The 23,486-nt window shown below is 66.5% G+C and carries 23 protein-coding genes; 16 read left to right on the top strand and 7 right to left on the bottom strand.

The annotated features are described in order from the left end of the window. The 4 genes from Q0996_RS23985 to Q0996_RS23970 form a co-directional block, all read right to left on the bottom strand. A partial coding sequence (locus tag Q0996_RS23985; protein WP_299626201.1) for a 3-hydroxyacyl-CoA dehydrogenase/enoyl-CoA hydratase family protein occupies positions 1–1,728 on the bottom strand: 1,728 nt, incomplete at its 3' end. Beyond that, a complete protein-coding gene (locus Q0996_RS23980) occupies positions 1,728–2,867 on the bottom strand; it encodes a thiolase family protein (RefSeq protein ID WP_299626198.1) in 1,140 nt (379 codons plus the stop codon). The genes Q0996_RS23985 and Q0996_RS23980, both read right to left, overlap by 1 nt. 80 nt (positions 2,868–2,947) lie before the next feature. Continuing rightward, positions 2,948–3,346 (bottom strand): MerR family DNA-binding transcriptional regulator, encoded by a 399-nt coding sequence (locus tag Q0996_RS23975; protein ID WP_299626195.1) that lies wholly within the window; start codon positions 3,344–3,346, stop codon positions 2,948–2,950. Next, positions 3,343–5,091, bottom strand: a complete 1,749-nt coding sequence (locus Q0996_RS23970; protein WP_299626192.1) for a long-chain fatty acid--CoA ligase — start codon at positions 5,089–5,091, stop codon at positions 3,343–3,345. The genes Q0996_RS23975 and Q0996_RS23970 overlap by 4 nt, the downstream gene beginning before the upstream one ends. A 439-nt stretch (positions 5,092–5,530) precedes the next feature. Here Q0996_RS23970 and Q0996_RS23965 point away from each other — a divergent pair, with 439 nt between their 5' ends. From Q0996_RS23965 to Q0996_RS23955, 3 genes are all read left to right on the top strand, one after another. Then, positions 5,531–6,295 (top strand): FadR/GntR family transcriptional regulator, encoded by a 765-nt coding sequence (locus tag Q0996_RS23965; protein WP_299626189.1) that lies wholly within the window; start codon positions 5,531–5,533, stop codon positions 6,293–6,295. A gap of 60 nt (positions 6,296–6,355) precedes the next feature. Further along, entirely contained in the window at positions 6,356–7,930 is a 1,575-nt protein-coding gene (locus Q0996_RS23960) for a UxaA family hydrolase (protein ID WP_299626186.1), read from the top strand. A gap of 124 nt (positions 7,931–8,054) precedes the next feature. Continuing rightward, on the top strand, positions 8,055–8,315 hold the full coding sequence (locus Q0996_RS23955) for a hypothetical protein (protein WP_299626184.1): 261 nt from the start codon (positions 8,055–8,057) through the stop codon (positions 8,313–8,315). Positions 8,316–8,357: 42 nt separating this feature from the next. On the opposite strand, the gene Q0996_RS23950 is transcribed toward Q0996_RS23955, so the two are convergent. Next, the gene (locus tag Q0996_RS23950) at positions 8,358–8,588 is read right to left on the bottom strand and encodes a DUF2061 domain-containing protein (protein ID WP_299626182.1); all 231 of its coding nucleotides are present in this window, start codon (positions 8,586–8,588) and stop codon (positions 8,358–8,360) included. A 327-nt stretch (positions 8,589–8,915) separates the two neighbouring features. Between Q0996_RS23950 and Q0996_RS23945 the strand changes: the two genes are divergently transcribed. The 3 genes from Q0996_RS23945 (at position 8,916) to Q0996_RS23935 (ending at position 11,533) form a co-directional block, all read left to right on the top strand. Continuing rightward, the gene (locus Q0996_RS23945; RefSeq protein WP_299626180.1) at positions 8,916–9,626 is read left to right on the top strand and encodes an HD domain-containing protein; all 711 of its coding nucleotides are present in this window, start codon (positions 8,916–8,918) and stop codon (positions 9,624–9,626) included. Between the two features lie 122 nt (positions 9,627–9,748). After that, a complete protein-coding gene (locus Q0996_RS23940; RefSeq protein ID WP_299626178.1) occupies positions 9,749–10,534 on the top strand; it encodes a transporter substrate-binding domain-containing protein in 786 nt (261 codons plus the stop codon). Positions 10,535–10,732: 198 nt separating this feature from the next. Next, positions 10,733–11,533 carry an amino acid ABC transporter permease gene (locus Q0996_RS23935; protein ID WP_299626175.1) on the top strand — a complete coding sequence of 267 codons (801 nt, stop codon included), beginning with the start codon at positions 10,733–10,735 and terminating at the stop codon, positions 11,531–11,533. Between the two features lie 39 nt (positions 11,534–11,572). Here the strand turns inward: Q0996_RS23935 and Q0996_RS23930 are convergent, their stop codons facing one another. Next, positions 11,573–12,295 carry a glutamine amidotransferase gene (locus Q0996_RS23930; protein ID WP_299626172.1) on the bottom strand — a complete coding sequence of 241 codons (723 nt, stop codon included), beginning with the start codon at positions 12,293–12,295 and terminating at the stop codon, positions 11,573–11,575. Positions 12,296–12,637: 342 nt separating this feature from the next. Between Q0996_RS23930 and Q0996_RS23925 the strand changes: the two genes are divergently transcribed. The 6 genes from Q0996_RS23925 to Q0996_RS23900 all read left to right on the top strand — a co-directional run bounded on the left by Q0996_RS23925 (position 12,638) and on the right by Q0996_RS23900 (position 19,330). Next, the gene (locus tag Q0996_RS23925; RefSeq protein ID WP_299626169.1) at positions 12,638–13,657 is read left to right on the top strand and encodes a LacI family DNA-binding transcriptional regulator; all 1,020 of its coding nucleotides are present in this window, start codon (positions 12,638–12,640) and stop codon (positions 13,655–13,657) included. A gap of 86 nt (positions 13,658–13,743) precedes the next feature. Continuing rightward, positions 13,744–15,030 carry an ABC transporter substrate-binding protein gene (locus Q0996_RS23920; RefSeq protein ID WP_299626166.1) on the top strand — a complete coding sequence of 429 codons (1,287 nt, stop codon included), beginning with the start codon at positions 13,744–13,746 and terminating at the stop codon, positions 15,028–15,030. A gap of 80 nt (positions 15,031–15,110) precedes the next feature. Beyond that, positions 15,111–15,956 (top strand): carbohydrate ABC transporter permease, encoded by an 846-nt coding sequence (locus tag Q0996_RS23915; protein WP_299626163.1) that lies wholly within the window; start codon positions 15,111–15,113, stop codon positions 15,954–15,956. Continuing rightward, positions 15,956–16,825, top strand: a complete 870-nt coding sequence (locus Q0996_RS23910; protein ID WP_299626160.1) for a carbohydrate ABC transporter permease — start codon at positions 15,956–15,958, stop codon at positions 16,823–16,825. The genes Q0996_RS23915 and Q0996_RS23910 overlap by 1 nt, the downstream gene beginning before the upstream one ends. 51 nt (positions 16,826–16,876) lie before the next feature. Further along, a complete protein-coding gene (locus Q0996_RS23905; RefSeq protein ID WP_299626157.1) occupies positions 16,877–17,929 on the top strand; it encodes an ABC transporter ATP-binding protein in 1,053 nt (350 codons plus the stop codon). Between the two features lie 63 nt (positions 17,930–17,992). Then, complete coding sequence (locus Q0996_RS23900; protein ID WP_299626154.1) at positions 17,993–19,330, top strand: trehalase family glycosidase; 1,338 nt, start codon at positions 17,993–17,995, stop codon at positions 19,328–19,330. A gap of 12 nt (positions 19,331–19,342) precedes the next feature. Here the strand turns inward: Q0996_RS23900 and Q0996_RS23895 are convergent, their stop codons facing one another. Next, a complete protein-coding gene (locus Q0996_RS23895; RefSeq protein WP_299626151.1) occupies positions 19,343–20,557 on the bottom strand; it encodes an AGE family epimerase/isomerase in 1,215 nt (404 codons plus the stop codon). Between the two features lie 352 nt (positions 20,558–20,909). Here Q0996_RS23895 and Q0996_RS23890 point away from each other — a divergent pair, with 352 nt between their 5' ends. From Q0996_RS23890 to Q0996_RS23875, 4 genes are all read left to right on the top strand, one after another. Then, positions 20,910–21,626: a Crp/Fnr family transcriptional regulator gene (locus Q0996_RS23890; RefSeq protein ID WP_299626149.1), complete on the top strand. Its 717-nt coding sequence runs from the start codon at positions 20,910–20,912 to the stop codon at positions 21,624–21,626. A 406-nt stretch (positions 21,627–22,032) separates the two neighbouring features. Continuing rightward, entirely contained in the window at positions 22,033–22,530 is a 498-nt protein-coding gene (locus Q0996_RS23885) for an invasion associated locus B family protein (RefSeq protein WP_299626146.1), read from the top strand. Then, on the top strand, positions 22,508–22,936 hold the full coding sequence (locus Q0996_RS23880) for a hypothetical protein (protein WP_299626143.1): 429 nt from the start codon (positions 22,508–22,510) through the stop codon (positions 22,934–22,936). The genes Q0996_RS23885 and Q0996_RS23880 overlap by 23 nt, the downstream gene beginning before the upstream one ends. Before the next feature lie 10 nt (positions 22,937–22,946). After that, positions 22,947–23,363, top strand: coding sequence for a hypothetical protein (locus Q0996_RS23875; RefSeq protein ID WP_299626140.1), 417 nt, complete (start codon positions 22,947–22,949; stop codon positions 23,361–23,363). The last annotated feature ends 123 nt before the right edge of the window (positions 23,364–23,486 follow it).

Genomic DNA, 23,486 nt, shown 5'->3' with positions numbered 1-23,486 from the left:
CAGCAGGATCTCGCAGCCGCCGCCCAGCGCGAGGCCGGAGGGGGCGGAGACCACCGGGAAGGGCGCACGCTTCAGCGCGGTGTAGGTCTTCTGGCCCTGGGCCACCATGTCCTCGATCATCGGCCAGGCGCCGACGTTGGCAGCGAACATGGCCAGGCCCAGGTTGGCGCCGGCGGAGAAATGGCTGCCCTCGTTGTAGACCACCAGCGCCTTGTAGTCCTTGGGCACGATCTGCAGCGCCTTGCCGATGATTTTGAAGACCTCCGGATCGATGGTGTTGAGCTTGGTGTGGATCTCCAGGCAGACCACGCCGTCGCCGATGTCCCAGAGGGAGGCGGAGCCGTTCTTCGCCAGGGGCTCGCTGCGCAGCTTCACGTCGGAGAGCAGCAGCACGCCCTCGCCGCGTTCGACGTCTGCATAAGAGCCATCCACTGTCAGATACTGCAGGCGGCCGTCCTGTACGCGGTAGAAGCCTTCGGCCCCTGCGGCCTTTTCCAACAGCGGCGGCACCTCCCGGCCCTCGGCCTTCAGGCGCTCGGCGAAGTCGGCGGCGCCCAGCTTATCGAGCAGTTCGAAGGGGCCGAATTTCCAGTTGTAGCCCATGCGCATGGCGCGATCGACGGCGAGGATGTCGCCGGCGATCTCCGGCACCAGCGCAGCGGCGTAGCCCAGGGTCTGGGACATCACCGCCCAGGCGAAGAGGCCGCCCTTGTCGTCGTGCGCCACCAGCGCCTTGGCGCCGCCGCGCCGGGCGGCAGAGACACTGGCAAGGGAGGCCTTGGCGGCCGGCGCGTAGTCGCCGGTGTTGAGGTCGATGGCCTCTTTCACCCGCGCGCCGTTGGCCTTGTTCAGGCGGTAGAAGCCGCCCTTGCCTTTGCGGCCGGTGTAGCCCTCCGCGATCATCTGCTCCAGTAGCGGGAAGGGTCGGCGCAGGCCCTGGTAGGCGTCGTCCTTGGCCAGCGTCGCCGCCAGCGAAGCGTCGACCTTGGGCATGAGATCCAGGCCGACGAGGTCCAGCAGGGCGAAGACGCCGGTCTTGGGGATGCCGAGAGGTCGGCCCATGATGGCATCGGCCTCTTCGATGGTGAGGCCGCGGTTGAGGGTCTCCACCACCGCGCACTGCAGCCAGAAGGTGCCGATGCGGTTGGCCACGAAGCCGGGGGTGTCGTTGCACATCACCACGCCCTTGCCGAGCTGCTGGTCGGCGAAGGCGCCCAGCGTCTGCGGCACCTCGGGCCGGGTATCCGGCCCCACCACCAGCTCCAGCAGGGGCATGTAGCGCGGCGGATTGAAGAAGTGGGTGATCAGGAAGTCGCCGGCAAAGCGCGCCGGCATGTCCTTGGTCAAAAGCGACAGCGGCAGGGTCGAGGTGTTGGAGGAGACGATGGAGCCGTCCTTGCGCACCGCTTCCAGGCGTTCATAGAGCGCCCGCTTGATCTTCGGGTCCTCGATCACCGCCTCGACGATCCAGTCGACCTGGGACAGCTTGTCGATATCGTCCTCGACATTGCCGGGGGTCACCAGCCTGGCCAGACGCTTGGACATGAAGGGCGCCGGGTCGGCCTTCAGCATCTTGGTGATGGCGCCTTCGGCCAGGGCGTTGCGGTTGTCGCCCTCCTTGGGCACGACGTCCAGCAACAGGACCGGAACGCCCGCGTTGGCGAGATGGGCGGCGATCCCCGCGCCCATGACGCCGGCGCCGATGACGGCAGCGGATGCGATGGTCATCAGGCGGCCTCCAGCACCGTGGCGATGCCCTGGCCGCCGCCGATGCACTGGGTCGAGAGCGCCAGGCTCTTGCCGTCGCGCTTCAGGAGCTGCGCGGCCTTGCCGGTGATGCGCGCGCCGGTGGCGCCCAGGGGATGGCCGAGGGCGATGGCGCCGCCGTCGACGTTGGTCTTGTCGAGGTCGAGGCCCAGTTCGTCGGCGCAGGCCAGCGCCTGGGCGGCGAAGGCCTCGTTCAGTTCGATGATGTCGAGATCGCCGACGGACACGCCCGCGCGCTCCAGCGCCTTGCGGCTGGCCGCGACGGGGCCGATGCCCATGACCTCCGGATCGCAGCCGGCAACGGCAATCGACCTGACCTTGGCCAGCGGCTCCAGCCCATGGGCCTTGGCATAATCCTCGGAGGTGACCAGCACCGCAGAGGCCCCGTCGGTCAGCGGCGAGGAGGTGCCGGCGGTGACGCTGCCGTCGAGGGCGAAGGCGGGCTTCAGATCGGCCAGGGCCTCGGCCGAGGTGTCGGCGCGGATGCAGCCGTCGGCCTCGACGCTGGCGCCGTCGGCCTGGATCGCCACGATCTCCGCCTGCAGCTTGCCGTCGGCCTGGGCCGCCGCCGCCTTGCGGTGACTGTCGACTGCAAATTCTTCCTGGCGCGCCCGCGTGATCTGGTGCTTCTGGGCGACGTTCTCCGCCGTCTCGCCCATGGAGATGTAGGCCTGGGGGAAGCGCTCGGCGAGGCCCGGATGGAGCAGCGGATTGAAACCGGCCATGGGAATGCGGCTCATGGACTCGATGCCGGCGCAGATGAAGGCTTCGCCCGCGTCCATCTGAATGTTGCCCGCGGCCATGTGGATCGACTGCATGGAGGAGCCGCAGAAGCGGTTCACCGTGGTGCCCGCCACCGAGATCGGCAGGTCCGCCAGGAAAGCGATGAGCCGGGCCACGTTCAGCCCCTGCTCGCCCTCGGGAAAGGCGCAGCCGACGATCAGGTCCTCGATGTCGTTGGGATCGACGCCGGTCTTGCCGAGAAGGCCGCGCACCACCTGGGCGGCCATCTCGTCGGGACGGACTTTCACCAGGTCGCCCTTGTTGGCGAAGTGGAAGGGGGAGCGGGCGTAACCCGCGATCACGACGTTCTTATGCATCACTCGGACCTTTCGGCATTTGGGTCGGCGTTTGGGTCGGCATTGGGCTCAATCCGGGGTGCTCTCGCGGCTCTCGGCGACTACTCGGCCGCTTCGACTTCGGCCCCCTTCGATTTCAGAAAATCCTCGACGGCTGATTCGATCTCGCGCAGTTCCTGCAGGGTTTCCGTCAGGTCCCTGTACTGCGCCTCAAGGGTCTCGATGCGCTGACGTGTCCTGGCCAGCGTCAGGCGCATCTGTTCGACCTGTTCGGGGTCCTGATCGTAGAGGTCCAGCCACTCGGCGATCTCGCGCAGCGAAAAACCCAGGCGCTTGCCGCGCAGGATCAGGATCATGCGGCCGCGGTCGCGGTGCGTATAGACGCGGGTCTTGCCGGCGCGCTGCGGGGCGATGAGGCCCTTGTCCTCGTAGAAGCGCAGCGCGCGCGGCGTCACCTTCAGCTCCGCCGCCAGCTCGGTTACGGAATAAAGCTTGGTCATGTTGGCGCAGCGTCGCTGGTCATTGTTTCCTCTTTACGCGGCGCCCCCTCTGTCGCCTTGGCCCTTTCCTCGGCGATCAGCTCCTTCTTCGACAGCTTGCCGATGATGGTCTTCGGCAGCTCGTCGCGGAACTCAACCTGGCGCGGCGTCTCCATGGGGGAGAGTTTGTCCTTCAGGAACTCCTTCAGGGCTTCGGTCTCCAGGTTCTCGCCGTCCTTCAGGCGGATGAAGGCCTTCGGAACCTCGCCGCGATAGTCGTCGGCCACACCGATCACCGTGACCTCGGCGACCGCCGGATGGCGGTAGATCGCCTCTTCGATGTGGCGCGGATAGACGTTGTAGCCGCCGGAGATGATGACCTCCTTCAGGCGGTCGATGAGGAAGGTGAAGCCGTCTTCGTCCATGTATCCGACATCGCCGGTGTGGACCACGCCGCCGCGCAGCGTCTCGGCGGTTTCCTTGGGGCGCTGCCAGTAGCCGGCCATCACCTGCGGCCCGCGCACGCAGATCTCCCCCTTCTCGCCCAGAGGCATGACCTTGTCCGGGTCGTCGAGGGAGCGGATCTCCACCGTGGTGCCCGGCATGGGCAAGCCGGTGGAGCCGTCCTTCGGGTTGCCGAGCACCGGATTGCAGGTGACCACCGGCGAGGCCTCGCTGAGGCCGTAGCCCTCGAGCACCTTGCAGCCGGTGATGCTCTCGAAGCCCTCGCGCACCTCCTGCGGCAGGGAGGCGCCGCCGGACAGGCAGTACTTGACGCAGGAGAGGTCGTAGCGCTCCAGCTTCGGGTAGTGGAGGACCGCGTTGTAAAGCGTGGGCACGCCGGGGAAACAGGTCGGCCGGGTGCGGGCGATGGTCTTCAGCAACAGCGTGATCTCGAAGCGCGGCAGCAGGATGATCTCCGCCGCACCGCGGATGCTCATGTGCATGATCACCGTCATGGCAAAGACGTGGAACAGCGGCAGCACGGCCATCATCCGTTCCTTACCCATCTCCGCGCCGATGAACCAGTTCCAGACCTGGCTGGTGTTGGCGGAGATGCTGCCGTGGGTCAGCATGGCGCCCTTGGGCACGCCGGTGGTGCCGCCGGTGTACTGCAGCACCGCCACGTCGTCGATGCCGACCTCCGCGGGCGTGAAGCTGCCGTCGTTGTCGATCATCTCGGAAAAGCGCAGGTAGGCCTCGCCCTTCGGCACCTTGGCCAGGTCGCCGCGCTTGGCGATGGCGAAGAGCTGGCGGCTGGGGAAGCGCAGGATCTCGCCCATGGCGCAGACCACCACCGTCTTCAGCGCGGTGCGCTCGAAGGCCGTCACCAGCTTCGGCAGCAGCAGCTTGAGGTCCAGGGTGACCGCCACCTCGGCGCCGGAGTCCTCGATCAACCCGATGACCTCTTCCTCGGCATAGAGGGGGTTCACGTTGACCACAATGGCGCCCAGCTTCATCAGGGCGAAGTAGCTGATCACATAGTAGGGCGTATTGGGCAGGAAGAGCGCCACGCGGGAGCCCTTGCGGACCCCCAGGTCCTGAAAGCCCCGGGCCGCCCGGTCCACCAGGACGCTGACCTCGGCATAGCTGTAGCGCTTGCCGAGGAAGTCCAGGCAGGGGCGCTCGCCATAGCCGGCCACCGCCCGGTCGAAGGCCCGGAACAGCGGTTCCTGTAAGACCTCGCTGTCCCAATCAAGTCCCGGCGGGTAGCTCTTGTCCCAAGGACGCTGCTGGCCGCCTGTATGCGCCTTTTCCAAAGTCATGTCCCATCACCCTGCTCTTGTCTTCGCAAAAACGTGCGGTTCAAGGCATGCCCGACCCATTGCCGTCCCAACCGGCGGTCGCCCGACCTTGGCAACGGGATGCACGGCCGGTATCTGAGACTTCCCCTCGACCGGCCGTGGCCCCGCGCCTCGTGGGCCAACTCTACCGTCATACACTTAATGAATTCCGAGATTACGCCAACCATATGACGTTAACGTGAAGTAGCGGCACCTGTGTCAAATTCGGTCGGTGGTGCCGGGCCGGATCTGCTATCGGGAATTGTGGTCGGCGGACCCTGCGGCAGGCGGAACTCGTGGTAGTTCTTGGGATTCATCCGGAACGCCCTATTTCGCTTTAGATTGGCCTGACCACCTGATATCTTGACCTTTCGGGATTTCCCTTACCCCCTCTGTGCGGTGGAGAAAGGACGATGACCGCATGCCGGTCGAGATGATTCAGACCAAGCGGCTGTTCCAGCAGGTCTTCGAGCAGTTGGCGGACCTCATCGCCAAGGGCGAGTTCCCGCTTGGGCAGCGCCTGCCGGCGGAGCGCGACCTGGCGCGCCAGCTTGGCGTCAGCCGGGCTACCGTGCGCGAGGCGATGATCGCGCTGGAGCTGTCCGGCCTCGTGGAGGTGCGGGTCGGTGCAGGAATCTTCGTGGTGGCCGACCGCGCCCCGCAGCCGATGCGCTCAAAGGGCGACGAACTCGGGCTTGGACCCTTCGAGCTGATGGAGGCGCGGCGCCTTGTGGAATGTGAAATCGCCTTTCTGGCGGCGCAGCTCATCCAGGACAGCGATATCGAAGCCCTGGAGGCCAGCCTGGCGCTCATGGCACGCGAGCACGATGAGGGATTTGTCAGCGAGGACGGCGACCGCGGCTTTCACATCGCCGTCGCCCGGGCGACCCGCAACAACGCGCTGATCAAAATGGTGGAGCTCCTCTGGGAGTTGCGCGAGACCTCGCCCATGTGGGCAAGACTTCATCAGCGGGTGCGCGCGGTGCAGGTCCGCGCGGCCTCCCTGGACGAGCACCTGCAGATCATCGAGGCGCTGCGCCAGCGCGCGCCCGATCTGGCGCGCCGCGCCATGGATGCCCATCTGCGGCGCGCGACCGACGACCTGCTGCGGGTCTCCGAAGCGGAGTTCGCCGGGGAGGTGGACGAAGAAGAGCGGCGGCGCGGACAGCGCGCCGTGGCACAATGAGTCAACAAACAGAGCCGAGCGGCACAGGCTCGGTCGGAGCAAGGTGCAAGGACACAGACCATGACCGCCACGAAACTCGAGCAACGCGGAACGACCGGTAGCGACGGCGGCGAGGCCAGCCTGACCGTCCGCCTGAGCCCCAACGACAACGTGGTGGTGAGCCGGGCCGAAATCCTGGAGGCGACCCCGGTGCCGCAGGAGGGGGTCACTACGACCACGGTGATCCCCACCGGCCACAAGCTGGCGACCCGCGCCATCGCCCAGGGCGCGCCGGTGGTGAAGTACGACCAGGTCATCGGCTTTGCCACCAGGGCCATCGCCGCCGGTGATCACGTCCATGTCCACAACTGCGGCATGGGGGACTTCGAGCGCGACTATGCTTACTGCGAAGGCGCCAAGCCGACCGACTTCGTTACCGAGGACGCGCGGGCGAGCTTCCAGGGTTTCCGTCGCCCCGGCGGCCGCGCCGGTACGCGCAACTACATCGGCATCCTCACCTCGGTGAACTGCTCGGCCACGGTCGCCCGCTACATCGCCGAGGCCTTCAACAAGACCGGCATCCTGAACGACTACCCCAATGTCGACGGGGTCGCGGCCTTTGTTCATTCCACCGGCTGTGGCATGGCCGACAGCGGCGACGGCTACGAGGCGCTGCAGCGCACCCTCTGGGGCTATGCCCGCCATCCGAACTTCGCCGGCGTGCTGATGGTCGGTCTCGGCTGCGAGGTCAACCAGATCCCCTTCCTGCTCGATGCCTATGGCCTGCAGCCGGGCGAGCGCTTTCAGACCCTGACGATTCAGGAGACCGGCGGCACCCGCCGCACCGTCGATGCGGCCATCGAGCGCATCACCGCCATGCTGCCGGCGGCCAATGCCGCCCGCCGCGAGACCGTTCCGGCCAGCGAACTGACCCTCGCCCTGCAGTGCGGCGGCTCGGACGGCTACTCGGGGATCACCGCCAACCCGGCGCTGGGCGCCGCGGCGGACTTGCTGGTGCGCAACGGCGGTACCGCAATCCTCAGTGAGACGCCGGAGATCTACGGCGCCGAGCACCTGCTGACCCGCCGCGCCATCAGCCGCGAAGTCGGCGAAAAACTCATCGACCGCATCCGCTGGTGGGAGGACTACACCAAGCGCAACGGCGGGGAGATGAACAACAACCCCTCTCCCGGCAACAAGGCCGGTGGGCTGACCACCATCCTGGAGAAGTCGCTGGGGGCGGCCGCCAAAGGCGGCACCACGAACCTGATGGGAGTCTACAAGTACGCCGAAGAGGTGGCGGCCAAGGGCTTCTGCTTCATGGACAGTCCGGGCTACGACCCCTGCTCGGTCACCGGCCAGGTGGCCGCCGGCGCCAACGTGGTCTGCTTCACCACGGGCCGCGGCTCGGTCTTCGGCTTCAAGCCCTCCCCCTCCATCAAGCTGGCCACCAACAGCGCCATGTACCGGCGCATGGCGGAGGATATGGACATTAACTGCGGCGGCATCGTCGACGGCGAGAAGTCCGTCGCCGAGGTCGGCCAGGAGATCTTCGACAAGATCCTCGCCGTCGCCAGCGGCCATCCCTCCAAGTCCGAGGCCCTGGGCTTCGGCGACGCCGAGTTCATTCCCTGGCAGATCGGCGCGGTTATGTGAGCGCGCTTCTGCCAGAGATGGGAGCCGATGAAGCGTTCGCCTTTCCCGGCGCGATATGGCACAAGTTTCGTACCGAGGGAGAGCCGAACCGGGCTCTCAGCGGGACGGGAGCGAGGAGTCGGGGATGAATCTGAAAGACCGATCGGAGGCGGCGGTGCAACAGGCCGGCGAGGCCTTGGGCGCGGACCTCTCCGAAGACCAGCGCGCGGCCTTGGCTAAGGTCATCGAGCAGGCGATGGCGGATGCGATGAAGGAGACCGCGGCACGCAGCGGCGAAGCGGCGCGCAACTGCTGCAGCCATGACCAGGACATGGCCCACAAGATCGCCGAGCAGATCCAGCAGTCTCACAAGGCGCTGATCGCAAATCTCTCCAGCCTGCGCTAGCCAGCACGCGACTGCCCGGCCGGCCGCCGGGCCGGCCCCGGGTCAAGCGGCCCTTGCTGCCGTTGCCAGAGCGGCGGCCGGACCGGCGTCGCGCCGGTCCATTCTGCGCCAGGCGCGCTCGTGGAAGAAGAATACCACTGTATTCACCGCTGGCTCGATCAGCGCCACCCCGGTGGCGATCACCGCCGAGCCGGTGAGCGCGTAGGTCACACCGAAGCCGACCGCAAAGTGCAGGACGGCGAAGGAGATGGTTTTTGCGAAGTCCCGGCGCATCGGCCCTCTTCCTTAGAATAATTCTAATTGAGAATGATTATCATTTACGTTTGGATAGGCTCGATGTCAAGGCCTGGAATGACGTTTCCGGCGGATTCGCGCTTTGACAGGCCCAGCGACTTCCCCGACACTTTTGTTAGTCAAAGGCGTTTTCGACTTGCGTCGAAGCGGTTCCAGCCCGCACCCCCTCCCGGCCACCCACCAGGATAATCGCATTGGGTGGCCGGGAGGGGGTGCGGGCCGGCGCCGACAAAACATAAAGGGCTCTAGGCGGCAGCAGCCCAAGAACTGCCGCGGGCGGGCGAAGCACGGGGACGGGGAGACGGCATGAGAGACCGCAGACTGCGGGCCCCCGAAGTGGGGCCGGGCGGAGGCCTTGGGCCGCCGCGAGGGGCAAGCCGCGCGCCCGGCGACCCGGCGCGCTTCGGCCCGGACAGCCGCAGCCCCCTGCTGGAGGCTGGCTGGCACTACATCGATACCGTCGAACTGGACGATGTGACCGCCGAGGACTGGGCCCTGCTCAACCGGCAGCGGGACTCCTTCTATGCCCGCGAACAGCTGCGCCAGGTGCTCCGGCTGTTGAAGTGTTCGGAGGGTGACGCCAGCTTCGGCTATCAGATCAACAACTACCGTCACTGCCTGCAGGCGGCGACCCTGGCCTATCGCGCCGGCGAGGACGAAGAGATCGTGGTGGCCGCCCTGCTCCACGACGTCGGCGTGGTCCTCTGTCCCGACAGCCATGCCGAATTTGCGGCCTGCCTGCTGGCCAGCTACGTCTCCGAGCGCACCCACTGGATGCTGCGCCACCACACCATCTTCCAGCATGTCCATCTGGCCGGCGTGCATGACCCCGCTTTCGATCCCGACGAGCGGGAGCGCTGGCGCGGGCACCGCTACTTCGAGTGCACCGCCGCCTTCGTCGACCGCTACGACCAGCGCGCCATCTGCCCGAACTACGACACCGCGCCGCTGGAGTTCTTCGTGCCGATGGTCCAGCGGGTCTTCGCGCGCCCGCCCCACCACTTGGTCGTCGACTAAGCGAAATGTGGGATGCGCTGCCGAAGCGGCCTTGCCGCCGGGCGGCGGGCTTGATTTGATGCTGTGACGGCGTCCCGGAACGGGCGTTCACAGGGAGCTGAAGGGAACGAAGGGGACAGACAATGAAACAGGTAAAGTTCATCTTGGCGGCGTTGCTGGCAGCCGGCCTGGCCTGGGCGGAGCCGGCCGCGGCCCAGGACTCCACCCTCACCAAGGTCCTGGAGTCCGGCAAGCTGCGGGTCGGCACCACTGGCGACTGGAACCCCATGTCGATGAAGGATCCGGCGAGCGGCGGCTACGCCGGCTTCGATATCGACGTGATGACCGAACTGGCCAAGGACCTGGGTGTCGAGGTCGAGTTCGTGCCCACGGAGTGGAAGACCCTGGTGCCGGGCATCGTCGCGGACAAGTACGATATCTCAACCAGCGCTTCGATCACGGCGCAGCGCATCCGCAGCGTGGGCTTCACCGAGTCCTACTACCAGCTCGGCACCGTCCCGCTGACGCAGAAGAAGAACGCCGAGCGTTTCAAGTCCTGGGAGGACATCAACCAGTCCGACGTGACCGTGGCGGTAACCCTGGGCACCAGCCAGGAACAGCAGGTCAAGACCCTGTTCCCCAATGCGACCGTCCGCACCATCGAGGCACCGGCCCGTGACTTCCAGGAGGTCCTGGCCGGCCGCGCCGACGTCTCCGTCACCAGCAACGTTGAAGCCTCCAAGCTGATCGAAGCGCACGACAGCATCATGATCGTGCCGGTCGACAAGCCGGCCAGCCCCGCGGACATCGCCTTCCTGGTCGACCAGAACGACCAGATCTGGCTCAACTATCTGAACCACTGGATCCAGATCAAGAAGAACAAGGGGTTCTTCCAGCAGGTTCAGGACAAGTGGATTCCGGCCAACTGAACGGCCGGACCATCCGCCGCTAACCCAATCAGAGAGAGGCGGAGCGAGCCCTAGGACGTCTTCGACTTACGTCGAATCGGTTCCGGGCCGCTCCCCCGCCCCGCCACCCAGCGCCAGTATCCTATGGGTGGCCGGGCGGGGGAGCGGGCCGGTGCCGTCAACCAAGAAAGACACAAGGCTCGCGCCGTTCCTGTTTTCATGACCAAGCTGACAGCCACCACCAGTCCGACCGTACGCTTCTTCCTCACCCTCGGTACCCTGATCGCGGCCCTGCTGCTGCTCGGCGCCTGTGGTGGCGGCAACGTCTCCTGGGGCTGGTACGAAGTGCTGCCCACCACCCCGCGCGGGCGGGAGAACTTCTTTTTCCTCCTGAGCGGCTTCTGGCTGACCATCGCCATTTCCGGCGTTTCGATCTTCTTCTCGGTGCTGATCGGGCTGCTGGTCGCGCTGCCGGGACTCGCCGCCGACAAACGTCTGCGCTGGTTCAACCGCATCTATGTGGAGATCTTCCGCGCCATCCCGATCCTCGTGATGCTGCTCTGGACCTACTACGGCCTGCCGATCCTCCTCGGCATCTCGCTCTCGCCCTTCATCGCCGGCGTCGTCGCCCTGGCGCTCTGCGACAGCGCCTTCGAGGCGGAGATCTTCCGTGCCGGCATCCAGTCCATCGAGCGTGGCCAGATCGACGGCGCCGACTCCCTCGGGCTCAGCTATTATCAGAAGATGCGCCTGGTGGTGCTGCCCCAGGCGATCCGCCGCATCCTGCCGGCCATGGGCAACCAGTTCGTCTACATGCTGAAGATGTCGTCGCTGGTCTACGTGCTGGGCCTGCCGGAGCTGACGCGGCGCGCCAACGAGCTTTCGGTCACCGTCTACCGCCCGCTCGAAATCTACACCGTGCTGGTCTTCGAGTACCTGGTGCTGATCCTCGTCGTCTCCTGGCTGGTGCGCCGCCTGGAAAAACGCATGGGCGCCAACGTGCTGGCCGAGGGGCGATAGCGCGCCTCTGCCATGGGCCGCGACGGTCCTTAGCGGCCGTCACGCCGGTTCGGTCACCCGCAGCCACCGCCGCAGGGTCTCGCCGGCGGCGGCTTCCAGCTTCGGGCCTTCGCGGGCGGCCTCGGCGCGCAAGGCAGGGACGTCGATGCCGGGGGTGGTGGCGATCTCCAGCGCGTGGCCGATGAACCAGCGCTCCAGTCCCGCCGCCGTCGCCTCGATGTGGAACTGGGTGGCCAGCGCAAAGTCGCCGAGGGCGAAGGCCTGGTTGGGGTAGTGCTCGTTGGAGGCCAGTCGCACCGCGCCCTCGGGCAGATCGAAGGTATCGCCGTGCCAGTGCAGCACCGCGGCGCCGGCCTCCACAACCGGGGCTAAGACCCGCTGCCCCTCCTCGGTATAGTCCAGACGGCCGTAGCCGATTTCCTTCACGCCGCCGGGGTAGACCCGGACGCCGAGGGCGCGTGCCATGATCTGGGCGCCCAGGCAGGTACCGATGGTGGGCCGGCCCTGCGCCAGGCGCTTCTCGACGGTGGCGATCTCTTGGCGTAGGAAGGGATAGGCCTCCTCCTCGTAGGCGCCGATGGGCCCGCCGAGAACCAGCAGCAGATCCGCCTCCAGGAACGCCGGGTCGCCGAGGTCGTCGCGCCCAGCCTCGCAGTAAGCGATGTCGTAGCCCAGCTCTTCGAGGGCCGGACGGAAGCTTCCGAGATCCTCGAAGGCCACGTGACGGATGGCCAGAGCGGTCTTGGTTGCCGTCTTTTTCATAGGCTGCAGACTCCGGTTTCGCAGTGACCCGCCGGCCCTTGCGGCGCTGCGCGCATCCGGGCGCAGCACTGCGCCGAAGACTAACCTCTTTTCGCCTTACGCCAAGCCTGCTCCGGGCTGCGCGCAGGCCTGCGCGGCGCGGCACGACTCCCTCTCGCAGGCACCCGGCCTCCTGCTGGCGCGGGCTACCTCGGCCAGCGCTCAAGCAACCCTAGCGCGCATACCCCATTATCCCCTCCCAGAGGCCTCTCTGAGGCCCTCTTATTGCAACGCAATAAAGTTACCGATTGACGGCAATAATATTTCGAATTATCCTTTCCAAAACGTTTTGGAACGCAGGAAATGACCCTCAAGCGCGTTGCGCAGGACCTGAACCTCTCGGTGACCACGGTTTCCCGGGCGCTGAACGGCTACTCTGACGTGAGTGAGTCGACCCGGGAAAAGGTCATCGATGCGGCCCGCCGGGTGGGTTACGTGCCCAATCGTTTGGCTCAGGCCCTGCAGCGCGGCACCGCGGAAGCCGTCGGCATCATCCTGCCGAGCCAGTTCGGCCATTTCGAAGATCCCTTCTTTCTGGAACTGCTGGTCGGCATCGGCGAACGGCTGCACAACGCCAATCTGGACCTGGTGGTCTGTGCCGTTCCGGAAGGCCCGGCGGAGCTGGATGCCTACAAGCGCCTGGTGGAGGGCCGGCGGGCCGATGCCATCATCGTGGCCCGCACCCGGCGCCAGGACGAGCGGATCGACTATCTGATCGACCGCGGCGTCCCCTTCGTCACCCACGGCCGGGCGGAAACCCGCGAACCCATCGCCTTCATCGACGCCGATGCCCGCACCGCCTTTCGCCGCAGCACGCGGCGCCTGATCGAACTGGGCCACAGGCGCATCGCCCTGATCGGCGCGCCGGAGGAACTCTTCACCGCCGGCGAGCGCAAGGCCGGCTACGAAGATGCGCTGCGCGAAGCGGGGATCGCCTTCGACCCAAACCTCTACGCCGTGACCAAGCTGAACGAGCGTGGCGGTACGGCCGCGGCCGAGCGCCTGCTGCAGGCGGAGACGCGGCCCACCGCCCTGCTCTGCGCCAACGACACCGTCGCTTTGGGCGCGCTGCGCATCGCCCGGCGTCTGGGCATCACGGTGCCGGAAGAACTGTCCATCGTCGGCTTCGACGACCTGCCCATGGCCGCGCAGGCCGAGCCGGCCCTGACCACCATGCGCCAGGACATTCGCCGCGCCGGCGCCCGACTCGCGGAAATGACCTGCGCGCGCCTCGGCGGAACGGCGGTGAACGATCTGCAAGAGCTTCTGGAGGCCCCGCTGATCGAGCGCGAGTCCACCGGGCCCGCGCCGGGAGGCGCATGAAAAAGATCCGGCGGCCTGCGGAGATCCCGGCCGCCGGCAAGCAAGCAAACCGTAACCAAGCAAAACGAAAAGCAGTGGAGGAAATGATGAACGCAATCGTGAAGACAGGGTTGTCGGCCGCTGCCGTTTCGGCCCTTTTGCTGTCCGGCCTTCCGGCGACGGCCGAAACCATCTTCCTGTCGACCCAGGCCCGCCCCATCGAGGAAGCCGAGGCGATGCGCAACGAGGTCCTCGGCCAATACGACGGCGAGGTGGACTACATCCCCCAGGAGGACGGCCCCTTCCTGAACCGCATCCTCGCCGAGGCCGAGGCGGGCAAGGTCTCGGTCGGCCTGCTGGGCGCGCTGCACGGCAACTTCCCGGTCCTCGCCAGCGCCGATGCGCTGGAACCCATCGACGACGTGCTCTCCGGCCTCGGCGACCGCAAGCTGATCGGCACCTTCGTCGAGCTGGGCAAGCTGGGCACCGGCAAGCAGCACTACGTGCCCTGGATGCAGGCCAGCTACGTCATGGCCGCCAACCGCCAGGCGCTGCAGTACCTGCCCGAGGGGGCCGACGTGATGGCGCTGACCTACGACCAGTTGGCCCAGTGGGCGGCCAATGTGAGCGCCGCCACGGGTGAGCGCAAACTGGGCTTTCCCGCCGGGCGCAAGGGCCTGATGCACCGCTTCTTCCAGGGTTACCTCTACCCCTCCTTCACCGATTCCGTGGTGACGGAGTACCGCAGCGACAAGGCCGTGGCCATGTGGGCCAGCTTCAAGGAGATGTGGAAGCACGTGAACCCGCGCTCCACCTCCTACGACTTCATGCAGGAACCGCTGATGGCCGACGAGGTCTGGATCGCCTTCGACCATACCGCCCGGCTGATGGACGCCTTCAACCGGCGCCCCGATGATTTCATCGCCTTCCCCGCCCCGGCGGGCCCCGAAGGGCGCGGCTTCATGCCCGTGGTGGCGGGCCTCGCGATCCCGGCCAACGCCCCCGACCGGGCCGCCGCAGTGAAGCTCATCGACTACATGACCCGGCCGGAAACCCAGATCGAGACCCTGAAGGCCATCGGCTTCTTCCCGGCGGTGGAGATGGACCTGCCGGACGACCTGCCGCGGGGCGTGCAGATTGCCGGGGCCGCGGTTTCGGCCCAGGCCGCTTCGGCGGACGCCAATCCCAGCCTGCTTCCGGTGGGTCTGGGCGATAAGGGCCGCGAGTTCAACAAGGTCTTCCTGGATACCTTCCAGCTCATCGTCATTCGCGGCGCCGACATCGACAAGACCCTCGACCGCCAGGCCGGGAACCTGCGCAAGCTGATGGAGGAGACGGGCGCGCCCTGCTGGGCTCCGGACGAGCCGAGCTCCGGCGCCTGCCCCGTGAAGTAGCCTTCCCGCTCTGACCGGCCGTCGCCGAAGGACCCGAGGCCCCTGCCGCGGTCCTTCGGCCGGCGGCAAGAGGAAGACCCATGATCACCGAACGCACGCTGCCGTACTGGCTGTTGGCGCCGAGCCTGATCTTTCTGCTCTTGCTCTTCGCCTACCCCTTTGCCGACGCCTTCTTCATCGCCTTTCGCGCCGAGGGGCAGTGGACCCTGGAAAACTTCCGGACCATGATCGAGGACATCAACTTCGGCCTGTCGTTCTGGAACACCCTGCTGCTGGTGCTGATCGTCGTGCCGCTGCAGCTTGCCATTGCGCTGACGATGGCGATGATGCTGACCAAGATCCGCGCCGGCCGCGATCTTGTGCTCTACGTCTGGACCATCCCGCTGGGCATTTCCGACCTCGCCGCCGGGGTGGTCTGGCTGGCGCTGCTGAGCGAACGGGGTTACATCAACACGATCCTCTCCTCCCTCGGCATCCTCGACGGCCCGGCGCTCTGGCTGAGCTACGAAACGCCCGTCGCGCTGTTCATCGCGGTGGTCCTGGCCGAGACCTGGCGGGCCACGGCCATCGTCATGGTCATCCTGGTGGCCGGCGTGCAGCTCATTCCCAAGGAATACAACGAGGCGGCAGAGATCTTCGGTGCCAGCGCCTGGAAGCGCTTCACCAAGGTCACCCTGCCGCTGCTGAAGCCGAGCCTGCAGACCGCGCTGATCCTGCGCACTCTCCTGGCCTTCGAGGTCTTCGCCGTGGTCGTCGCCTTGGGCGGACGCGACCTGCCGGTGCTCATGGGCGAGGCCTTCCTCTGGCAGTTCGATTATCGGGACAACGGCGTCGCCTCGGCCTATGCGGTGTTGACCCTGGTCATCTCCATCGCCTTCACCGTGCTTTACCTGCGCGTCCTGCGGGTCAAAGAGGAGGCTCAGTGATGGCCGACATCACCCCTGACAGCCTGAAGGACGAGCGCAGCTTCCTGGACCGGATTCTGCCGCGCTGGAACGTCTGGCAGTGGCTCTTCGTCACGGTCTGCGTAATCCTCTGCCTCTGGGTGCTGCTGCCCATCTACCTGCTGGTGCTCAGCGCCTTTTCGCCGCGCGATGCCGTCTTCGCCTGGCCCAAGGCCTTCCTGCCGACCGACATCTCCACCGACACCATCGCTTTCTTCTTCGGGGTCCGCGGGGTGCTCTCGGCCTTTCTCAACTCGGTCCTGGTGGCGGCGCTCACCATGATCATCTCCATCGGGCTCGGTGCCCCGGCGGGCTATGCCCTGGCGCGCTTCCGCTTCCGCGGCAAGGACAGCTTCCGCCTGATGATCGTGATGACCCGCGCCTTTCCCATCGCCATCCTGGCGCTGCCGCTGACCGTGACCTTCATCAAGCTCGGGCTCTACGACACGGTCTTCGGCGTGGCCCTGGTCCACTCGGCTCTGGCCTTGCCCTTTGCCGTGCTGATCAGCTCCAGCCTGTTCATGGGGATCCCTTTCGAGTTGGAGGAGGCAGCCTGGACTATGGGCTGCACCCGGGCCCAGGCCTTCTGGCGCGTGGTCATGCCGATTGCGACGCCGGGGCTGGCGGCGGCGGCGATCTTTGCCTTCGTGATCTCCTGGAACGAGGTCTTCGCGGCGACGATCCTGACCCTGCAGCAGCCGACATTGACCGCCTTTCTGCTGACCACCCTGTCGGAATCGCCGCTCTACTTCCGCTTCGCCGGGGGCTTCTTCCTGGTGGTGCCGGCGCTGATCTTCATCTTCGCGGTGCGCAAGTACCTCTTCAGCATGTGGGGCATCGCCAACCGCTGAGCAATCACCGGGCGCCGCGCTCGGCCGCCCGAACAAGGGAGCACAACCGCCATGTCAGGCATCTACGTTGAGCAGGTCCGCAAGGTCTTCGGCAACTTCGAGGCCTTGAAGTCCGTGTCCCTGGATGTGCAGCCGGAGGAGTTCACCGTTCTCCTCGGCCCCTCCGGCTGCGGCAAGACGACCCTGCTGCGCATCATCGCCGGTCTGGAGACGGAGACCTCCGGCACCCTCAAGATCGGCGACCGCCAGGTCAACGGCGTGCCGCCGCGGGGCCGCAACATCGCCATGGTGTTCCAGAACTACGCGGTCTTCCCGCATCTCACGATCTTCGAGAACATCGCCTTCGGCCTGCGCATGAAAAAGATGCTCAACAGCGAGATCGAACCGCGGGTGAAGAAGGCGGCCGGCATGATGCACATCGAGCACCTGCTGGAGCGCTATTCCGGCCAACTCTCCGGCGGCCAGCGCCAGCGTGTCGCCGTCGCCCGGGCGCTGGCCATGGAACCGGAGGTGCTGCTGATGGACGAACCGCTGTCGAACCTGGACGCCCTGCTGCGCCTGGAGATGCGCGCGGAGCTGAAGGGCCTGCTGGCGCAGAGCCGCACCACGACGATCTACGTGACCCACGATCAGGTCGAAGCCATGAGCCTCGCCGACCGGATCGCGGTGATGCACGGCGGCCACATCATCCAGTACGACCGTCCCATCGAAGTCTACCAGAACCCGGCCAACGAGTTCTGTGGCGGTTTCATCGGCAACCCGCCGATGAACTTCCTCGAAACCAACCGCGAGAACGGCCACTGCAAGGTCGCCGGTGCCCGCCTGCCGGCGCCGAGGGCGGGAAGCGAGCGCGTCACCCTGGGCATCCGGCCGGAAGATGTGGTGGTCACGGACCAGACCGCGCCCGAGCATCTGACCGGCCAGGTGACGGTGGTCGAACCGCTGGGTCCCCACAATTTGCTGACGCTTTCGGTGGACCAGCAGCTCTTTCGCGTGACCACGGCGGCGGACTCGCCGATCCGCAGCGGCCAGGAGGTTCATTTGGCCCTTGCGCCCGGCAGGCTGCGCTGGTTTGACAGCGAGAACGGTCAGGCCCTGCACTGACTGGGGCCCCCGCGCTGGAGCCTCCCCCTAACCATTGGATGTGATCTGGGTAGTCGATGAAAAATGGTTGATGCCACGGCGCCCGAAGAGCGCAGGAACCTGAGCAACCCCGAGGACTGCAGCCGCGAGGCGCGGCGCATTCTGCAGGACAACGACCGCGGCGGCTACACGGTGCCGAGCCCCGCTCTCTATCCCTTTCAATGGAACTGGGACAGCTGCTTCGTCGCCCTGGGCTGGGCCACCTTCGACGAAGCCCGCGCCTGGCAGGAGATCGAGAGCCTCTTCAACGCCCAGTGGCCCGACGGCATGGTGCCCCACATTGCCTTCCACCGGGAGGACAGCGGCTATTTCCCGGGGCCGGACGTCTGGGGAACGGAATCGCTTTGGGACGGCAGCCTCGCGGTTCAGACCTCCGGCATCTCCGATCCGCCGGTAGCCGCCAGCATCGCCCTGAAGCTGTGGCGCGGCGCCCGCGACAGGGACCAGGCCCAGGCCGCCGCCGAACGCCTCTATCCCAAGCTGCTGGCCTGGCACCGCTGGTTCCACTCCGCCCGCGATCCGCAGTCCGATGGCATGGTGGCCATTCTTCATCCCTGGGAATCGGGGCGCGACAACAGCCCCGACTGGGATGCTGCCCTGAACCCTGTGCCGACAGACGGCCTGCCGCCATTCGAGCGCCGCGACCTCGACCGCATCGATGCGGACCAGAGACCGCGCCACGATCAGTACAACCGCTATCTCTCCCTGATCCTCAGCCTCAAGGGCGCAGGCTACGAGCCGAAGGCGGCCTATGACGCTTCACCGTTCAAGATGGTGGACATTGGCACCCTCTCGATCCTGCGCCGGGCCGACCGCGACCTGCGGCACCTGGCGGAGGACCTGGGCCACAAAGACGACCTGGCGGAACTGCAAGACTGGGAAGCGCGCGGCGATGCCGCCCTGGACCGGCTGTGGGACGAGCAGGCCGGCGTCTTCCGCTCCTACGACCTCAGCGCAGAGGCCATGAGCGACAGCGCCACCAGCGCGTCCTTCCTGCCGCTCTATGCCGGCAATCCAGGACCGGAACGGACGGCAAGACTGGTCGAAGTCCTGCAGCGCTGGACCGAACGGACCGCCTATCCCCTGCCCAGCTTCGACCCCGGGGATTCCCGCTTCGACCGCCTGCGCTACTGGCGCGGGCCGACCTGGGGGATCGTCAACTACATGATCGCCGAAGGACTGAGCGAGAACGGCCACGGCGAGTGGGCCGCACGGCTGGCCCGCTCGACGGCGGACCTGGTGCGCCAGAGCGGCTTCTGGGAATACTTCGATCCCATCAGCGGACGTGGTCTGGGCGGCGACCGCTTCACCTGGACAGCGGCGATGTGGCTCGCCTGGGCAAAGCACTTCGCCGAGGACTGACCTCTTTTCGACCTATGGCGAACCCGGGGCAGCCACAGCGCGCGCCGGCATCACGCGCAGGGTTTCGGCCATGGCCAGGAACAGGTGGTAGAGGCTGCTGGCGGGAATCGCCGGCGCGATCATCCGGCCTGTGCCATCCAACTGATCCTGCCAGAGCGCGTGATCGAAGCTGACGAAGCCCGCGAACATCCCACGCAGCAGCGCGTCGATACCGGCCTCCGCGTCAGGGCTGGCCCGGCGCTCGGCAAGAGCGAGGCAGGCTTTCAGGGCTTCGGTCTGCGGCCAGAGCCGCTTGCTGCCGCCCTGCAAAATCCGGCCATCCGGATCGGCTGCGTCATAGGCGGCGAACAGCCCCTCCGGTCTGCGGTCCAATCCAGCTTCCCAGCCCCAGGCAAAGAGCTTTTGCATGGCGGGCAGGACGGCATCGCTGCCGGAGAGCTGGCCAAAGCGGTGCAGCAGCCAGACCCATTCGAAATGGTGGCCGGGCTCGCGGATCAGCGCGCCGTCGACGCTGACCTCCTTCCAGTCGCCATCGAAAAACTCGATGAGCTGTCCGGTGTCGGCATCGTGAAAGTGGGCTTCGAAGAGGCCGCGGATGGCGTCGGCACGCTCGAGCCACTCGGGCTCTTCCGTTGCCTCGTAGAGTGCCAGCAGCGCCTCGAAGAGATGCATGTGCGGGTTTTGCCGGCGTGGCAGCGGGATCTCCTCACCGTCAGCCCGGGCCCGCTCGGCATAACCGTCGAAGCCGCCGTTCCGTTCGAGGCGCAGGGAGGAATCGAGGTAGGCCACCGTCTCCCTGGCCCGCCCCAGGACGGCCGCATCGCCGCCGGCGCGATAGAGCCACGCCAGGGCCAGCAGGACAAAAGCGTGATCGTAGCAATCCTTGGTCCGGTCCAGCACGCCGCCGTCCCGGCGCAGAAGGTGGAACCAGCCGCCCTCCGCCCGGTCCCAGGCGTTGCGATCCAGGAACCCCCAGGCCCGGCGGGCCAGGTCCAGGCCCTGGGGATAGAGCCCGAGGTGGGCGGCGTGGGCAAAGACGTAGATCTGCCGGGCCTGCACCCGCACACGGGTGTAATCATCCGCGCTGGGCTCGGCCGAGAGATCCAGCTTCTCGACGAAGGCGCCGTGGTGCGAATCGAACCCCGTCGTCGCCCAGAACGGCAGCACGATATCGATCAACCAGTTATTGAGACTTCCGTAGGGGAAGGATTCCTGCGGCTGTGACATTCTTGGGGTCGCGATTTCTCTCGGTCTTGGCGGATTTGAGCTGCAGTCGGCCTCTTAGCCCGATGCGCCGGGCGACTCAAGGGCCGGCAGCCGACCACGGCAGCATACCCCGCTAGCGGCGTGCACGCGCATAAGCGGCAATCGCGATCGAACTACCATCATCAGCCGGTTGCATCCCGCCCGACGCGGAGTAGTATTGCGCAAATTTCCGCTCCCCTGGTGGCTACGCTTGCAATCCGTAGCGGGGCGGTTCCGAATTCGGCAGCGTTACGCTTCCGCTTGATCTGGTCTTGCGACCTTTGCGGTGAGGTACGCCGCGGCCGCCGAGACCCAAAAACGAAACGATGGGGCGATGACAGCCAACCAGCGGCTTTCTGGAGGTACGGGATACGCGCTTGAGCGGATCGAGATCTTCAAAGGTCTCCAGTCGCGCGAGATCGAGCGCCTGTCGCAGCGCGTGAACTGGCGCAACTACAAGGCTCACCAGCAGATCATCGGCCATCAGGAGATCTCCACCGACGTCTATTTCATGGTGTCGGGGACGGTGCGGGTGATCCTGTTTTCCAGCGCCGGCAAGGAAGTCGCCTTTCGCGATATCTCCGCGGGCGACTGCTTCGGCGAGTTCGCCGCCATCGACGGGGCACCGCGGTCCGCCAATGTGATCGCCCTCACCGACGTGATGATCGGTTCCGTCCCGGCCGAGACCTTCTGCACGATCCTGCAGGAATACCCGGCCGTCTCCATGGCCATGCTGACCTATCTGACGCGGCTGGTGCGCTCGCTCAGCGAGCGGATTTTCGAGTTCAGCACCCTTGCCGTGAAAAACCGCATCCACTCGGAGCTGCTGAGGCTGTCGCGCGACCACGTGGAGGAGGACAACACCGCCCGCCTCGCGCCCGCGCCGACCCATGCCGATATCGCCAGCCGCATCTCCACCCATCGCGAAGCCGTCACCCGGGAACTCAACGAACTGATGAAGTCCGGGCTGATCAAACGCGACGGCCGTACGCTCATCGTCGCCGATATCAGCGAACTGGAGCGGATGGTGCACGAGGTCTCCGGGGACTGATCCCCCCGGGGCCGTAGCGGCCCTCTCGACGTCTTCGCAGATCCCCTCAAGCCGTACAGCCGCTGGAATACCCGGCGCAAAAGGAGGAAGCCCCGTCCGATGGGCAGCGGACGGGGCTTTTGAGGCTCACCTAAGGTCCGTCATCGTGGCTTGAGGGAGGACCTCCACAACGACAATTCATATATAGGCAGGGTGCGGCGAAGACCGTGTGGGGAATCTCACACCGGGAGCACAAAAGCCGCACATTTCGCGCCAGGCCCCATTCCTAGGGCTTAGGCGGATCTCCCCCGGGGGGTCTAAGCCACAAGTGCCAGCCTCTGCTCCCCCTGCTCACTCGCGCGTTTCCCGTCGAAGGATCAGACTCCGCTCTATCGCTGCGCCTTTCGCAGAGCTGGGAGATCGCGCCATGATCAACTTAGTCAACGCAAAGAGCCGCTTCAGCCGGACCGCATCCCTCGGCCTTGCGGGCTTTTGCCTGGCCGCGGGCCTGCTCGCAGCGGCCAGTCTGCCCGCAGGGTCCGCCCAGGCGGCAACCGAACGCTGGACCGTGGTCTGCGGCGAGACGGCCTGCCTCGCCGACTATCAGGCGCCGGGCCTGCAGATCCTGATTGCCCCGGAACGGGGCACCCGCCGGCTGCGCGCAATTTTCCGCATCAGCCACCAGGCCGGGGCCAATGCCCCCATCGCGGTGCAGTTGGACAGCGGCTGGAAGACCAGCCTCATGACCAGCGCCTGCAACCATCTGTTCTGCCAGGCCGCCGTGAAGCTGGAGGCAACCGACGAGGTGCTGCAGCGCTTTCGCCACGACCTGGAGGGCGTCGCGGCCTACCGCGTCAACGACGGCACGGTGGTCGCCCGCTTCTCACTGAAGGGCTTCACCCATGCACTCAGCCAGATCCAATAGCAACCGCTCCACCGGAAAGGGCGACGGGAAGGGCGAGGGGGACCGCTGGACCGTCAGGGACGGCCTGATCGCCGCCTGGCTCTGCCTGGCCGTGGCGGCGTTCTGGGCCCACCTGCCGACCATCGGCCAGGCCCGCGGCGATGCCGTCGCCGGCGGCCAGGCCCTGGTTGCTGAGCACTGCCAGCGCTGCCACGCGGCCCCTGAGGCGCCCTACAGCACCACCGCGGCGCCGACCTTGAGCCAGATCGCCCAGGCCGCCGACTGGTCGACCATCCGGCTGGAAGCCTGGCTGGCGGCGGACCATCCGCCGATGCCGCGCTTCGTGCTCTCGGCCGAGGAGATCTTCATGCTGCGCAGCTACCTGTCCTCGATCAAGAGCGACGCCCTGCTGCAGCCCGCCTTCTAGAGCCCCGAGGATGCGCCAGCGTGGAGCCGGACCTGAGGCTTTGTCCCTGCGGCGCGCAGCCCTGGCTGCGTTCGTTCTGCTGTCGCCCCTCTGCCTGGGCGGCTGCGTGACCGGCGCCATGGGCGCGGCCGGTATGGTGCTGAGCGCAGTCACCGGCGGCGGCTCGTCAGATTCGGGATCAACGGACCAGCCAGGCGCCTTCGGCGCCAATTCACCCGACGATCTGCAGCAGGCACTGTCGCAGACCGACGACAGCGTCTCGCCGCAGTGCCGCCGGGCAAAGGCGGACATGGCACCGCAGACCGCAGCAGATACGCCCCCGGAGTCCACGCCGGCAAAGGGCCCGCATGGCCGCTGCAGCCTGCAGCGCATCTGCCTGCCCGGCGCCGCCCAGCCCACCGAGATGATGGTCTGCCGGCAGGACTAGAGGTCACCGCGCAGCGGCGACTTCCACGGCGTGCCGAGGAGCCGGCTCGCACCGAAAGATCTGATTTCAACAGCCCGCCAACACTTTCACTTCCCAAATCGTTACCCTCGGACTTGTCCCACG

Origin of the sequence: Pelagibius sp. (genome assembly GCF_028289705.1) — a bacterium.
Classification (GTDB): Bacteria; Pseudomonadota; Alphaproteobacteria; order Kiloniellales; family Kiloniellaceae; genus Pelagibius.
Note: the sequence above shows the minus strand (reverse complement) of the source record. Positions and strands in the feature narration are given on the sequence as shown.